Origin of the sequence: Marinobacter subterrani (genome assembly GCF_001045555.1) — a bacterium.
In the GTDB taxonomy this organism is placed as follows: domain Bacteria; phylum Pseudomonadota; class Gammaproteobacteria; order Pseudomonadales; family Oleiphilaceae; genus Marinobacter; species Marinobacter subterrani.
The window spans coordinates 321710-336135 of sequence record NZ_LFBU01000001.1 but is presented as its reverse complement, the minus strand read 5'-3'; the positions used below and the strand labels follow the sequence as shown (position 1 = coordinate 336135).

Below are 14426 nucleotides of genomic sequence, written 5' to 3'. Positions count from 1 at the left end.
GCATTCGTGGTGTTTCTGTAAGCGACAATTATCGCGATGCAACACTGGGTAAGCTGATCGAAGCAGAGGAATTTGGGGCGATTGAGAGCGTACAAAAAGAATTAGCCTCAATGATAGTTGGGAACAAGCACTGGAACCCCTCATCAGGCCTCTGCCCGATCCCGCCTAATCAGCAGTACCAATGCGAGCGCAGCCAAGGATCCCATAACAGCTGCGAAACTGATCCCGGTCGTCATCAGGCTGGTCACGCTCGCCATCAACCCCAGGCCGATCACCGGCACCGAGATAGCTATGTAGGCCACGACGAAGAAGGTGGACGTCACGGCCGCCTTCTCCGCAGTCGGGCTGGCCGAGGCGATCGCACCCATGCCGGCCCGGAACGCAATGCCCTGGCCCATACCTGCGATCACAGCACCGACTATGAACAGAGCGAGGGACTGGGTGTATATGCCCAGCACTATCGGAATCACCCCGAGCATCAGAGCCACACAGCCCAGAGGAAGGCGCAGCCTGAGCGGCAGGGTGCCCTGCAGGAACTGGCCCAGGGTTGAAGCGATGAAGATGCTGCCGGCCACGACGCCGATCAACAACTGATTGTCGTAGCCCAGGACCTTGCCCATCATCGCCGGGGCAATGGATGTGAAGAAGCCGCACATGGCGAAGCCGGCAAAACCGGCAATGGCGGCGGGCGTAAATACGCCGCGGACTTCCGGTGGCACACTCAGGCGCTGTATCGACAGTTTGGGGTGAGCGGGTTTCGAAACGGTCTCCGGAGCCACCCAGATGCAGCACACTGCCAGCACGGCCATGGCGGAGTGCACCAGAAAGGTCAGCTGCAGTGGCCAGGGCAGATACTGAGAGAGGGCACCGGCAAGCATGGGCCCAAGGCCCAGCCCGCCCATGTTCGCCGCCGTGGCAAAGAATGTGGCCTTATCCCGCCAGTGGGGCGGGGCCAGTTCAAGGACGGCCACAGTGGCCGTGCCGGTAAAGATCCCGGCGGACAGCCCAGACAACACCCGGCCGGTCAGAATCATCGCCAGGCCATTGGCCTGCCAGAACACAAGGTCACTGATGATGGAGCAAGCCAGCCCCGCAAACAGTAATGGCCGGCGGCCCACCTGGTCAGACCAGCGTCCCGTCAGCACCAGGGCGGTAATCACACCACCGGCATAGGCTGCAAAGATGATGGTGATCATCAGATCGGAAAACCCGAATCTGTCCTGGTAGATGGGGTAGAGAGGGGTCGGCATGGTGGTGCCGATCATCGTGACACTGAAGGTAAAGGCCGCGCCCAGGAAAATGAGTAGCGGAAACCACGGGTGTTGCTTGGAGGGGGCCATGCACGAGTTCCGATAAGCGGTTATTGAGAGGTCGGCTACGTTATCAGATGCGTCGGGCGGAATCGAAGCATCCTGATAGCGGAGACAATCGTTCACTCACCCTACCCAGCGCTATATTTCTTAAATCTCAATCAAGGAAGAGTATGAGAGTTATCCAGTTTCCCCCTTATTATCCCCTGTCTGTTCATGTCCAGCCCGGACACAGCCCAGATTGTTATTGACCTCTACATTCTCCCTGCTTTGACCTTTATCTGCATGTTTACTGCTATATTTGGTGCTACGTGGTTGGAGCGGATCTAAAGTCGAAACCAGCAAAATATAACCGCAGCAGTACGCGGCCGATTGCCACCGGACGCCACGGATGTGGCGCCGCTGTGCTCGTTAAATTTTTGCTGCACCCTCGCAGACTATGCTGTAATACATTGTAGTTGCCAAATTCGAGGGTCCTAGTCATGAGCGTCACCACAGTTCGCCTTCAAGCAGAAGTTGAACAGCACCTGGAAGCAATCGCCAGAAGGCTGCACCGGAGCAAAGGCTGGGTAATCAACCAGGCATTGTCGGAATACATTGAAAAGCAGCAGCTTGAGCAAGAGCGCTGGAAACAAACCTTAGAGGCAATGGAGTCCGCTGCCCAAGGCAAGGTTGTTGATGCCAGCGAGGTTCACAGCTGGCTTAATAGTTGGGGAACAGAAAACGAACAGGATGTACCGAGGTCAGGTAAGTGAAACTGGTTTACACGGACGAAGCCATTGATGATTTGAAACGCCTCAGGGAGTTCATTGCCGTGCACAACCCATTGGCGGCAGCCAGGATTGCCACCGAACTGGTAAGCAAAATCGAATTACTTCCAGACTTCCCAAAAATGGGCACACCCGTTGAAATGGCACCGGTGCCGGACTCTGTTCGAGATATGGTTTTCGGAAAATACGTCGTTCGATACTCAGTCCATGCCAGTGCCATCATTATTCTCCGGGTTTGGCATGGCCTTGAGGGTGAACGATAGCAATTTAACCAAACGCGGCACTCGAACGCCCTTGTCTCCGCTTCGCTGCGTCAAGGTTACCGGTGCGCTCTGCGTTAAGAATAACAGGGAACGTATATGAAACGGTTTTACCCGCGAAACCGGGACAGATCTATTTTTCGCGACCATCCGATCTAACCCGCCCCTTCACGTAATGACCGGAGACCGCCAATGACAGCCTACGTTATCGGCAACATCACCGTGAAAGACCCGGACAAATGGGCGGAATACCGCAGCCTGGTGCCGGCAACGCTGGTGCCCTGGGGCGCGGAACTGGTGCTTCGGGGTAAACAGTCGAAGGTGCTGAGCGGGCAATACCGGCATACCGATACGGTGGTTATCCGCTTCCCGGATGCCGATTCCGTCGCCGATTGGCACAACTCCCCGGCTTATCAGGCGCTGGTGCCGTTACGCACCCAGGCGGCGGATGTGGATCTGGTGACTTTCGAGGCCGATTGAGAAGTACTGCCGCCGGACAAAGCCAATTTTTCCGGCAATGTGCACGGCGGCACCCTGCTGAAGTATCTGGATGAAGTCGCCTATGCCTGCGCCAGCCGTTACGGGGGGACGTATGTCGTTACCCTGTCCGTCGACCAGGTGATGTTCCTCCAACCCATCCACGTGGGCGAGCTGGTCATCTTTCTGGCCAGAGTGAACTGCACCGGCCGTACTTCCATGGAAATCGGCATCCGAGTGGTCACCGAGAACATCCGGGACAAGTTGGTCCACCATAGCAACAGCTGCTTTTTGGCGCTATCAGACCATTTCTAAAAATATCTACCAAATAAGGGCTATCAAACAGCGATGACGAGAAAAACACTAGGTTTAACCCGGAAACCAATTAGAGACTCCAAACCAGCGGTTAAGGAAGCCGAAGCTATGGCTGAAGTTGAGGCTGAGGCTGATCCACAAAAACGTTTTCTAAACGGTGTGGCTATTAATCCAGCGCCGGGGATTCGCCTGGAGTCAGGTTCAGAAAAACTCACGGTACGCGCGATGGATTTGATCACGCCGATTGGAATGGGGCAGCGAGGTTTGATCGTTGCCCCGCCTGGGTCTGGGAAATCGACAATGTTAAAAGATATCTGCCAGGCGGTGGGAAAGGCGTATCCCGACATTAAACTTTACGCGTTATTGATCGATGAGCGACCGGAAGAGGTCACCGATTTCAGGCGTAGTGTCCCGGCGGAGGTACACGCTTCCTCTTCGGATGAAAGCTATGCCCATCACGCTCGCGTTGCCGATGAGCTTCTTGATACCGCTCGCCAACAGGCTGGCGAGGGTCACAACGTCATGATTGTGATTGATTCTCTTACCAGGCTTGCGCGTGTGCATAATGCGGAGCGAAAAAGCAGCGGTCGTACGATGTCTGGCGGGGTTGATGCTCGGGCGATGGAGATCCCGCGGAGGCTGTTTGGCTCTGCACGAAACCTTGAGAATGGCGGCTCGCTTACCATTCTGGCAACCGTTCTGGTGGATACCGGCAGCCGTATGGACCAGGTGATATTTGAGGAATTCAAGGGCACGGGGAACATGGAGCTGGTTTTATCGAGAGACGTTGCGAATCAGCGAATCTTCCCTGCGCTCGACATTTCGAAAAGCAGTACACGGCGTGAAGAGCTGCTGTTGGACCCGAAAGATTTGGACAAAATCAGAGCGTTGCGTCGCGCGCTTGGCGGCCTCAAACCGTTGGAGGGCACAAAAAAGCTGGTTGAGCTGCTTGAACAGTACCCCACAAATGCCGAACTTCTGAAAAACATCCCCGGGACGCCCATCGATTGAATCCGAGCTACGGAGTCAGACCCGTGGCGGTCATTGGGTGGACCGGGAGCTTTGCCATGAGGGTGGCCTGGGCGGCGGTCAAGAAGGAGTACCACAAGGAGGGTGAGCGGTAGTTGAAGAATAAAGGTGGCTAGAAGTATCGCTATAAAACGAGCCTTCTCAGCCGGGCTTCTGCTGCTGTTAACAGGCTGCGTTTCCACGCTGGCGCCGGACAATGACTCAGAGTTCGCGGCGGCGCCGGACCGCGACGCCTTTGTGGGCTGCTACAGAAACTGCAGCAACCCACAGGACGGATCAACTCCCGTGTGTTTAACCTCGATCATCTGGCCAGCGCAGTTTACGCCAGAAACAACGCCGAAGATCGTAGAGATCCGGAAAGGTGAAGGCAGCAGCTCAATCGCTTCGGCGATCTCAGATAAGGTCGTTCTCAAGCAATTCAGATTTGAGGAAGGCAAGGATTTCCAATTCAAGGGTGGCCGCATTGAACTCAAGCGCGAATACCTGGCATCCGGCTGAACAACTTGGGGTTGGCCGCTGTTGCTTTAAGTCTATCCTTCGGAATTCAAGCCGGTGATGACATCGAACTCATGTATTCAGACCTGAGATTCAGCATTCCGGCAGGCTTCACCGTTGTTGGTGATATTGACGACAGTCAGAACATGCTGATATTTCGGTATGGCGATGAGCCCGGTAAACGATTTCTCGCGCTCGCAGACATGACCGACGATCAAACGGTGAATTACGGCTGTCCCACGGGGACAAGGCCTTCCTGTTTGTGATCGGCAAAGATGCAAAGCTGCTCAAGATTGATTCCGATTTTCTTGATGGCGAATCCCTGAAGCGCATCGCTGAAGTCATTTAATTCCAGGAAAGATCAAATCAAGAAAAATCATGAAAGTACCCCCCCTCCCCCCATCGCTCTCTGCCTGTTCATGGGCTTCACTTTCTGGGTAATAGCCGGAGCGGAGCAATCGCTCCTGGCCTTCGGTGCCCAGCTAATGTCCAGCCCCGATACCGCCCAGGTTGTCATCGATCTACATTCTCGCTGTATTGGCTTGTATCTGGATGTACCAGGACGCCAAACGTCGTGGCAAAGGGTTGGGTTACCTGATTCCGTTTATCGTAATGACGGCAGTGTTTGTGTCCGCAGGGCCGTTGCTGTATCCGGTTCTTCGAGGTGGGCGCGAGCCTGACCCCGGCAAGCTTTGACCATTTGCATCAGCAAAATCAGCGTCGGCCATCTTTGCGCGCCCGCGCTCGAATGCTAACGTTGAGTTGATACAGTCATCCAGACTCCGGAGGGTTCATGGCAGGCGGATGGTCTCGTGATGGTGCGGTTCAGGAACAGATCGACGCAAGCGTTGAAGATGAAATCCAGCGAGCACGCAGCCAGTTGGCCAAAGGCGAAAGCGCCGAGGAATGCGATGAGTGCGGAGCGCCAATTCCAGAGGCCCGGCGCAAGGACAGCCAGCTTCGATAGCGCGGGGAAGAGCTACACAGCATGATTCCGGGGGGATTACCCCGCAATCCAATGTATCTGGGGTTCGGGCTGTGGCTGTTGGCCTGGGGCGTTTTCCTGGCCTCCGCCTGAGCTTTAGTCGGGGTCATGTTCTTTGTGCTGTATATGAACCGGTTCCAGATCAAACCGGAGGAACGCGCCCTGCGGGAGAGCTTCGGCGACGCCTTCCGGGCGTATGAGCGACGGGTTCGGCGGTGGCTTTAGATCTGGTTGATAAGCCATTTGATGATGCTGTCTGTATGATTCCGGGCAAGAAATACTGGCAAACCACACAACCAGGTTTCCGCTTTCCCGTGCGCTATACTCCAGGCAGCAGTTCACCGTTCTACTAAAAAATACGGGAGGACGGCTATGCCGGACTACGAACTCTATTATTGGAACCTGCCCTTTCGCGGCAATTTTATCCAGCTTTTGCTGGAGGAGGTTCGGGCGGATTATCGGAAGCTGGATGCCAACGAGGTCTATCCTGACAGAAACCTGAGCCTCCTTTACCCCGGGATGGCACCACCGTATCTTTACGACTGCAGGGCCCAGCTCTGGTTCGCCCAGATGCCGGCAATTCTCATGCATCTGGCGAAGGCGTATCATCTTCTTCCCGACGAAGCAGAGCAACACACCCTGGCCCTGAAGGTGATTCTGGACTGCAACGATGTTCTCATGGAAATCACCAACCACAATGGCATGGTGATGTGGGAGGAGGACATATGGAAGGAGTTCCGGGCCCATCGTCTGGCCGACTGGATGACGATCTTTGAAAAGACAGGTCAGGCGCATTCCCTCAAGCCGGACACGGGCTATCTACTGGGCACCAGGCTCACGGTGGCCGATATTGCGACTGCTGCGCTGTTCGGTTCCCTGGTCCACAGCTTTCCGGAACTCGACAGGGATTTGGAACACCACGCCCCCAGGGTGGCGAACCTCTGCCAGCGTATGGAACGCCGCCCCTCGATAGGTGCTTTTCTGGACAATCAGCGTCGGGAATTGGGTAACGCCTACTGTGGTGGTCAGATTGAACAGTCTTTGCGGGATTCACAAAGCCCGTGATCAGTAAAAGGGACAGATCGGATCTGCCCCCCTTAGGTGCTTCACTCGTGAAGCGGCGGTTGCCTCCAGAGACTCAAGCTCATCCGCGGTAAGCTGCAACGACAGTACCAGATTTGCCAACGCTGGTAACCGGGCAAACCTGGAGTGCGACCCTACCGGCCAATCAGACCCAGCATGCGCTTGTCCTGGACTTTATGGCCCAGGTGCGTCATCAGCAGGTCGTGATTGACTCGGTCGAAGAACTTCGACAGGTCCACACCCACCGCAAGGCTTCTCCCGTGCTTGAGGATGCTCTGCATCCGTCGCACCGCCTGGTGCGCGTTTCAACCCGCCTTACTGGCGCCGGTTGAGAATCCCCCGTGCGAATCGACTGCTCGAACCTGCTTCCAGGTCTTTTGTAGATTGGCCTTGCTGAGCATCTGCTCGAGTAGATCTTTACTAAAGGCTGGCTTCGTTGTCTTGTGCCAACTCGCCTTCAGCCTACGCCTCGTATGATGTTCTTGTTCATCAGCTCGCAGTTTTGCTAGCGGCTTCCTCCAGACCGCTCCTCGCGGATCGGCCCTTGCCATTCGCTAGTGGTTAGCGTTCAATCGGCTAAAGCCATTGAACAGTGATCTTCCCACAGGGGACTTTCACCCCATTAGTTCATGCCCATGCTGGGCGTACACAATGCTATGCACTGGAAGCCAACGCCGCCGCTTCGCTCCGCGTTAAATTAGTAGTGATACCGAAGCTGGGCGATAAGCAAGGCGTCAGTCGGACCAAAAAATTGCCCGCTGCGCCCAGCGTTATGCAATTATATGAAAAGGCCTCCAAGACAGAAAAAGCGTCAAAGAAAGGAGAGGTCGGTTGGAGAATTGCGCGAATCCATGTTTGCCCGTGAAGGCCCGGCCACAAAGGCGATTTTTCGACAACCTGTTGCAGCCACTGGACGATACTTGACCTCTATGAATCACCAAATTCCACTGAACTATGCCCGTTGATCTGAAAGCGCTTTTCCCCAAGCTGACCAATTTGTTGCTGGACGCTGTCTTTGTCGTCGATCAGAACGACCAGATCGTCTTTGTGAGCGATTCGTGTGAACCACTGCTCGGATATCGTGCCGATGAGCTGACGGGCACGCTGATCACCGACTATTTGCATCCAGATGACTTGGGCACCACACGAGCGTCCATTGTTCGAGTTATGGACGGTCAGCCCCACAACGACTTCTGTAACCGTTATATCCACAAAGATGGCTCTATTGTATACATCCTCTGGTCTGCCCGTTTATCCGAAGAGGACGGTGTGCGGATCGGTGTAGCACGTAATGTGACGGCACTGAGGCAGGCCGAGGAGAAACTGCGTTTCCTCGCGCATCACGACCCGTTGACAGGGCTTGCCAACCGATTGTTGTTCCTTGAGCGACTTGAGTCGGCCATCCGCATAGCCCATCGCCACCAGAGCAGCCTGGCTTTGCTGTTTCTGGATCTCAATGACTTCAAGCACATCAATGATACCCATGGGCATGCCATGGGTGACCGGGTGCTCTGCATGATTGCCGGACGGCTGGAAGGCTGCGTTCGAGAGACGGACACGGTGGCCCGGATGGGTGGCGACGAATTCACTGTGCTGTTGACGGACATACAGTCGGCGGAACCTGTTTCCAAAAAGGTGGAGCAGATCATCGCAGCCGTGACCGCGCCCCTGGGTGCCGAATTCGGCAGTATCAAAACGCCGACCTGCAGTATCGGCGTGGCCTGTTATCCAACGGACGGGGAGGACGCCGACACCCTGTTGAACCATGCTGATGACAACATGTACCGGCTGAAACGGCGACGTACGTAATCCTGGCTGACGAGCTGCACCGGGGTAAGTCCATGGCCTCTGAAGCTGCAAAGACAGTGCTCGATTAGGATTTTCAAAAAACCGGGCCAGAATTGTTTTATTGGCGAAACGGCTCTAACACTGAGAGATCGAAGATGGCAAGGGGCGGCGTTTGGGCCGTCGGAACTGCGGAGGATACAGTCTTCAACCAATTCGGAGCTCACTTACATATTTTTACACTTGGTGCGCTAGCGAACAGACCGGACAAAGCTGATGACTTATTCTGGTTATAGATGAGGCGACGGACCAGCCCGGACAGGATGTCACATCGTGCGCCGCAAGGATGAGGCGCAATCCCAACTCAGGAATTAGGCTTCTAACAGCCTCGTTGGCAATATGGCTATGGACCCGAAGTGCTCTCTTGCACCGGCCTCGCTCCCCGCGCAGGCCGTTTTTCTCATCATAAACCGGGACACATCCAGTGCCTGGTATTTTTTGAAAGCAATGTAAGTCCTCGGCATGAACCTGAATTCTCATCCCTTCGGGATGAATACGTCCAGGGCGAGAGTTACCGTACGCCTCCTTTTTGACCTCTGCAGAGTCAGGGACGCCGTATCACATTTCTTCATGAACCTGGCCATAGGCCAGCATCGCGAACAAACCGGTACCGCCGATAATGTTGCCGACGAGTACCGGGGCAATATGGTAGATCAAGGCGGTAAAGATATTCATTTCCCCATTGAGCACCAGCGTGAAAATCTCGTTTGACCCGGCAATCACGTGGGTAAAGCCACCCGCCGCAATCAGCCAGGTAAAAATGACGATTACCAGCACTTCGGATCTCTTCGCTGAAGGCAGCATCCACACCAGAGCCGCTATGAAAAAGCCTGATGGAATACCGCGCAAAAGTGTCTCGGCCGGGGTCAGCGTTGCCAAGTGGCGCGATATCTCCAGGATCGCCGTGAGGGTCTCGGCGGTTAAAATGCCCCCGTGGACGCCGATGGCAGCGGTAATAAACGTGCCAAATAAATTTGCCGCAAGCACAATGCCCCAAAGGCGCCCGGTGCGATAGAACCGGTTGCGCGTCGGCTGGGCCAGAACAGGCAGCACGACGGTGATGGTATTCTCGGTGAACAGTTGAAGCCTGCACAGGATCACGAGAACGAACCCGAACGAGTAGCCCAGGCTTTCAATCAACGTCAGATAGGGGTGATCTGAGCCCATATTGGAGCGGATAATTCCCTCGACGAGGACCGAGGTCGAAATCCCGAGCCCTGCTGCCACACCAGACCACCAGAGCGAGATTTTCGGGCGCTGTAGCTCCTCTTCGCCCTCGCGCAGGATGATGGAATAAAGAGTCAGCGAAGATAGACCGCCATGTTCGGCTACGGTATCACGTTCTTTCGGCGTCAGTGATTTTTCACTCGGCGTCGGTGTCTGTTCGCGGGATTCGCGATCCTGGGCCTTGGCGCGAGACTCTTGCTCGTCCGCGGCCTCCTTGGCTTCCTTTTCGGGGGAGGTATCCTGATTGGCGTCCCTGTCACTCATTCAACCGCCCCGCCCTTTAGCCATCCAGAAACGTTTGTGTTGCTGCAAGATTCGACTCGTCCATTGTAGCCTCGCCTCGGCCATGATGCCGGAAATTTTTCTGGGCCTGGCAGAAGAAATCGGGCGGATAAGCGATCTGGACCACTGGGACTTTGCAGAGGCAGCCGCCAGAGCCGAGAGCTGGTCTTCGCTGACCCGGCTGCCGTTCCAGGTAAGAATCAATACCTCCGCCCTGCAGTTCACTCGCAGCACCACGGAGGAATTCTGGAAGGCCGCGCTTCTCTGAGCTTGAGGACGCCGGTTGCGACTTCGCCCAGTACCAGCTGATCAGAATTGTCGCGCCGATTATGGTTGACACCGTGGCCAGAGAAAAGGAAATACATGGCCCTTGACCCCCGTACTGCGACGATATCTTTACGGCCATCCCCGCCTACCTGTTTTATGCCCCTGCGTGGTTTGCGCATATACTGAAGCATCAGATAAACACGAGAGCATTATGGAACTCGAATCTACTACCCTCACGATGACCGTTTTGATGACACCGGATAAGGCCAACTTTTCTGGCAATGTGCACGGTGGCACCTTGCTCAAGTGTCTCGATGAAGTGGCCTATGCCTGCGCCAGCCGTTACGCAGGCACCTATGTTGTTACCCTGTCCGTGGATCAGGTAATGTTTCTTCAACCGATTCATGTTGGAGAACTGGTAACCTTCCTGGCCAGCGTCAACTACACAGGACGCACTTCAATGGAGATTGGCATTAAAGTGATCACGGAAAACATCCGTGAAAAGCTGGTCAGACACACCAACAGTTGCTTTTTCACGATGGTCGCCGTGGATGACAACGGAAAAGCCGTTGAAGTACCTGAACTGGAACCACGCACGGATGAGCAAATCAGGCGCTTCGCCAACGGCCAGGAACGTCGCGCGATTCGGGTTGAGTTGGCGGAACGGTATAAGGCTCTTCACCGCTCAAAGGCGTAACAGGGAACTCAAGGGATAACTGATGCGAAAAAACATTCTGATTACCGGTGCCAGCACCGGTCTCGGTGAAGGCATGGCGCGGGAGTGGGCCGCCAAAGGCTGCAATCTGGCATTGTGTGCGCGGCGGGCCGATAAGCTGGAGGCCCTGCAGCGCGAATTGCAGCAGGCCTACCCCAATATTCGGGTGCTGGTCCGGGGGCTGGATGTCTGTGATTACGATCAGGTGTTCGAGGTTTTCCGAGGCTTTCGGGATGAGCTGGGCAGTCTTGACCGTGTGGTGGTCAACGCGGGCATTGGCAGCTCTCAACCCATTGGGCGTGGGCACTTTGCCGCCAACCGGCACTCCGCTGAAACGAACTTCGTCGCTGCCATCGCCCAGAGCGAGGCCGCCATGGAGATTTTCAGAGAGCAGAACAGCGGCCACCTGGTGCTGATGTCTTCGGTCAGTGGTGTTCGTGGGTTCCGTGGCCCTCTGAACGTTTATGCCGCCACCAAGGCCGCCGTGGCTTCATTGGCAGAAGGCCTGCAACTGGATACCAGGGGCAAACCGATCAACGTCAGCAACATATTGCCCGGCTATATACTTACGGATATTAACCGGGACACGGAGAATGCCCCCTTCCGCGTCGATCTGGAAACCGGCGTCAAGGCCCTGGTAAAGGCCATCGAATCTGAAAAACGCCGGGCCTACGTGCCCTGGTGGCCCTGGACACCGCTGGGTTATGTGTTGAAATCCCTGCCCTTCGGGCTATTTGCAAGGGTCATGTAACCGGTTGTAGGTCTGCTGGATGATCAGTCGCCGCGCTGGGCGGCGCGGCGCAACTCTTCACGTACCGCGGCCACAGCTCGGTCGGCAATCAGCCCTTCGCTGGCGGCGTGTTTCGCCATTTCCAGGTTGTCGGCGGCCAGAATCAGATCACATCCCACTTCCCGGGCCTCGAGGGCAAGCCGGTCGATGGCTTCCGAGCGCTCAGGGGTATTGCTGACATCGCGGATATAAATCCCCAGTATCCGGTCGGGATGCTCTCGAAGAATGCGGCTGTACACCTCCGGGTCCCGCTGCCCGGAGTCCCCAACCAGGACAAAGCGCATATCCGGGTACATCCCCAGAATATGCCGGATCGCGTCCCGCTTATGATCCTTGGCCCTTCGCGGCAGCAGACTGCCACGCTTCATGCCCCACTCGCGCAGGATGAGGATCGGCCCATGGGGAATTCGATTACGGCGAAAAACTTCCGCCAGTACGTGATAGATGCTCCAGGGCGCACGGGACACGTAGAACAGCGGGTTTCCCTCGCCTTGATCGCGGCCGGCATGAAAGGCCTGATAAAGGGCCGGCACGCCGGGAAACACCATACGGCTTTCGGCGCCCTGGGCAAACAGGCGCCACATCATCATGACGGTATTGGCAACACCAGTGTAAACCACGGTGTCGTCGATATCGCTGATCACGCCGAAACGGGCACGAGGCTGTGGCGTATAGAACTCACCAATGGTGGCGGCACGCTCGTCGGCGTGACTGTCCAGAGACAGCTGCATTTCATGCCAGGAAACCTCAGACGGCATGGTGCGCAGTTCCATATCAACCCGGAAGAACCCGTGCCTATCGGTATGAACGAAGGTATTGGTGTCTTTGTACCGTATACGGACCCGGGCTCCGACAATCGGCTTGCGCAGCAATCTGCGGACAAGATCGATTAAATCCCGGCGCAGCAGATCCTCCCGCCACGAGGCCCCGAACCCGGGCTGCCGGAAAACCTGCCCCATCAGAAACAGGCGATTTGGCGAGCCGTAACCCCGGTAAGCCTGGATAAACAGCCCGCCCCGACCACTGTCGCCCTTTACCGGGGCCGCCAGGATATGAAGCCCCCGGCGAAAGGCCTGTGCATACCGGTAAAATCCACTCCGAAACGACATCAAATCCTCTTCCGGCAGGAAAATAGACTGCAACCGCGTTATCAGTGCCCGGCCAGCCAATTGTGGATCCGCTCATAAACCGCTTGGCTGTCGAGCAGATCAAAGTGATTGACGCCGAATACCACACATTGATGGGCGGCGGGAATCGGCAGCGCCCGGTCCGGATCCTGGTGCAAACCCGGCGCGCTCATGCCGTGGCCGTGCCTGCGGCAGTCTCACGAGACGCTGGCCCGCACGGAGGTGTTGCAGCAAATGGGACGCGTCATGACACTCTCCAGTTTCCTTCACCTGGGAGCTACATTATCACAGTTGCTGCAACTGGATGTCATGGCCGGGGTGTCTCTCAGGTTACTCTTCTTGCTCATCACTGAAAGCAGATCGGTGAAATTCCGCAGCTTCTTCCGCTTCTTTTACGCCCGTCTCCCGGATCTCCGGCACATCGCCGCCCGCCAGCGTCTCAAGCACCGCGTGCACGCCATGTGAGAGTGATGTCAGGTTGTAACCGCCTTCCAGAACGAGTACCAGGCGTCCTTCACAGTGTGTATCGGCAATGTCCTGAACGATCCGGGTGATCATCCTGAAACCGTCATAGGTGAGGTTCAGTGCCATATCGTTGCGGTGTGGGTCGAACCCGGCGGAAACCAGTACGAGATCCGGTTTGAAGTAATCGGCAGCCGGCACCAGAATCTCGCGGAAGACTTTCTCGAAGGCAACATCGCCAGAGGTCTCCGGTAGCGGCACATTGATGGTGAACCCTTCGCCGAGGCCCTCGCCTATCTCCTCGATGTGGCCCGAACCCGGATAAAAGGGCGCCGCACAATGGGTGTCAAAGAACAGCACATCCGGCTCTGCCCAGAAGATATCCTGGGTACCGTTACCGTGGTGCGCGTCCCAGTCAATGATCAGGATACGTTCACACCCCAGTTTGGCCTGGGCATGGGCGGCTGCTACCGCAATATTATTGAGCAGGCAGAAACCGCGGGCACGCACCGGCTCGGCGTGGTGCCCCGGTGGCCGCACCAGAGCGAACGCGCTTTTACATTCACCGTTCACAACGCTTTCTACGGCAGCAATGGCATTGCCGGCCGCTGCGGTGGCCGCGTTTATGCTTTCCGGTGAAACGGCGGTTGTATCCCGGTCGAGCCAGGCACGCTTTCCCGCAAATGAAAACATGTGGTCCAGGTAGGCGGCGGTGTGTACTCGTGCCAGCTGATTATAGGTTGCCGGGGCCGCGCCCGCCCTGAACTGAACACCCTCTATTGGATTCTCGTCCAGGTATGCCTTGATTGCCGTCAGACGCCCCGGGTGCTCCGGATAACTCCATTTGAAATCCAGCCCCTGGAGAATCGACCTCACGCGCTTTTCCACCCTGCTGGGCATGAATGGCAAATCCACCTCGGGGTTGTGCCCCAGCATTACCTCGTCATAAAACACGTGCACACTTCGGTCGCCGATCATGAGACTATC

Annotated in this window: 17 protein-coding genes and 4 pseudogenes; 15 read left to right on the top strand and 6 right to left on the bottom strand. The window is 56.1% G+C overall.

Annotation, left to right across the window (positions count from 1 at the left end):
- Nucleotides 1-143 precede the first annotated feature (143 nt).
- On the bottom strand, nt 144-1340 hold the full coding sequence (locus msub_RS01645; RefSeq protein ID WP_048494410.1) for an MFS transporter: 1197 nt from the start codon (nt 1338-1340) through the stop codon (nt 144-146).
- 452 nt (nt 1341-1792) lie between these two features.
- Here msub_RS01645 and msub_RS01640 point away from each other — a divergent pair, with 452 nt between their 5' ends.
- From msub_RS01640 to msub_RS01600, 11 genes and pseudogenes are all read left to right on the top strand, one after another.
- Entirely contained in the window at nt 1793-2065 is a 273-nt protein-coding gene (locus msub_RS01640; protein WP_048494409.1) for a CopG family ribbon-helix-helix protein, read from the top strand.
- Nucleotides 2062-2343, top strand: a complete 282-nt coding sequence (locus tag msub_RS01635) for a type II toxin-antitoxin system RelE/ParE family toxin (protein WP_048494408.1) — start codon at nt 2062-2064, stop codon at nt 2341-2343. Before msub_RS01640 ends, msub_RS01635 begins: the two co-directional genes overlap by 4 nt.
- A gap of 189 nt (nt 2344-2532) precedes the next feature.
- The gene (locus tag msub_RS01630) at nt 2533-2820 is read left to right on the top strand and encodes a DUF1330 domain-containing protein (RefSeq protein WP_048494407.1); all 288 of its coding nucleotides are present in this window, start codon (nt 2533-2535) and stop codon (nt 2818-2820) included.
- Between the two features lie 6 nt (nt 2821-2826).
- Nucleotides 2827-3117, top strand: a pseudogene (locus msub_RS21460) (acyl-CoA thioesterase); the annotation flags it as partial.
- A gap of 123 nt (nt 3118-3240) precedes the next feature.
- Entirely contained in the window at nt 3241-4143 is a 903-nt protein-coding gene (gene rho / locus msub_RS01620) for a transcription termination factor Rho (RefSeq protein WP_053077925.1), read from the top strand.
- A 23-nt stretch (nt 4144-4166) separates the two neighbouring features.
- Nucleotides 4167-4256, top strand: a complete 90-nt coding sequence (locus msub_RS21965; protein WP_227506601.1) for a ChaB family protein — start codon at nt 4167-4169, stop codon at nt 4254-4256.
- 13 nt (nt 4257-4269) lie between these two features.
- Complete coding sequence (locus msub_RS21455) at nt 4270-4659, top strand: hypothetical protein (protein WP_156182707.1); 390 nt, start codon at nt 4270-4272, stop codon at nt 4657-4659.
- Nucleotides 4660-5075: 416 nt separating this feature from the next.
- Nucleotides 5076-5352, top strand: a pseudogene (locus msub_RS21960) (DUF2834 domain-containing protein).
- A gap of 97 nt (nt 5353-5449) precedes the next feature.
- Nucleotides 5450-5605: pseudogene (locus msub_RS21450) on the top strand (TraR/DksA family transcriptional regulator); the annotation flags it as partial.
- 60 nt (nt 5606-5665) lie between these two features.
- Nucleotides 5666-5866, top strand: a pseudogene (locus msub_RS21955) (methyltransferase family protein); the annotation flags it as partial.
- A gap of 147 nt (nt 5867-6013) precedes the next feature.
- On the top strand, nt 6014-6706 hold the full coding sequence (locus tag msub_RS01600; RefSeq protein WP_048494405.1) for a glutathione S-transferase: 693 nt from the start codon (nt 6014-6016) through the stop codon (nt 6704-6706).
- A 152-nt stretch (nt 6707-6858) separates the two neighbouring features.
- Here msub_RS01600 and msub_RS20905 read toward each other — a convergent pair whose 3' ends face one another.
- Nucleotides 6859-7005: a hypothetical protein gene (locus tag msub_RS20905; RefSeq protein WP_227506600.1), complete on the bottom strand. Its 147-nt coding sequence runs from the start codon at nt 7003-7005 to the stop codon at nt 6859-6861.
- A 673-nt stretch (nt 7006-7678) separates the two neighbouring features.
- Here msub_RS20905 and msub_RS01595 point away from each other — a divergent pair.
- Complete coding sequence (locus msub_RS01595; RefSeq protein ID WP_048494404.1) at nt 7679-8533, top strand: diguanylate cyclase; 855 nt, start codon at nt 7679-7681, stop codon at nt 8531-8533.
- Between the two features lie 594 nt (nt 8534-9127).
- On the opposite strand, the gene msub_RS01590 is transcribed toward msub_RS01595, so the two are convergent.
- Nucleotides 9128-10060: a formate/nitrite transporter family protein gene (locus tag msub_RS01590; RefSeq protein WP_082146377.1), complete on the bottom strand. Its 933-nt coding sequence runs from the start codon at nt 10058-10060 to the stop codon at nt 9128-9130.
- An 82-nt stretch (nt 10061-10142) separates the two neighbouring features.
- Between msub_RS01590 and msub_RS01585 the strand changes: the two genes are divergently transcribed.
- The 3 genes from msub_RS01585 (at nt 10143) to msub_RS01575 (ending at nt 11811) form a co-directional block, all read left to right on the top strand.
- Entirely contained in the window at nt 10143-10346 is a 204-nt protein-coding gene (locus tag msub_RS01585) for an EAL domain-containing protein (RefSeq protein ID WP_048494403.1), read from the top strand.
- Between the two features lie 210 nt (nt 10347-10556).
- Nucleotides 10557-11042 (top strand): acyl-CoA thioesterase, encoded by a 486-nt coding sequence (locus msub_RS01580; protein ID WP_048494402.1) that lies wholly within the window; start codon nt 10557-10559, stop codon nt 11040-11042.
- Nucleotides 11043-11064: 22 nt separating this feature from the next.
- Entirely contained in the window at nt 11065-11811 is a 747-nt protein-coding gene (locus msub_RS01575; protein ID WP_048494401.1) for an SDR family oxidoreductase, read from the top strand.
- Nucleotides 11812-11834: 23 nt separating this feature from the next.
- On the opposite strand, the gene msub_RS01570 is transcribed toward msub_RS01575, so the two are convergent.
- The 3 genes from msub_RS01570 to msub_RS01565 form a co-directional block, all read right to left on the bottom strand.
- Nucleotides 11835-12959, bottom strand: coding sequence for an App1 family protein (locus msub_RS01570; protein ID WP_048496915.1), 1125 nt, complete (start codon nt 12957-12959; stop codon nt 11835-11837).
- 41 nt (nt 12960-13000) lie between these two features.
- The gene (locus tag msub_RS21445) at nt 13001-13150 is read right to left on the bottom strand and encodes a hypothetical protein (RefSeq protein ID WP_156182705.1); all 150 of its coding nucleotides are present in this window, start codon (nt 13148-13150) and stop codon (nt 13001-13003) included.
- A 157-nt stretch (nt 13151-13307) separates the two neighbouring features.
- The gene (locus msub_RS01565) at nt 13308-14417 is read right to left on the bottom strand and encodes a histone deacetylase family protein (RefSeq protein ID WP_048494400.1); all 1110 of its coding nucleotides are present in this window, start codon (nt 14415-14417) and stop codon (nt 13308-13310) included.
- Between the last annotated feature and the right edge of the window lie 9 nt (nt 14418-14426).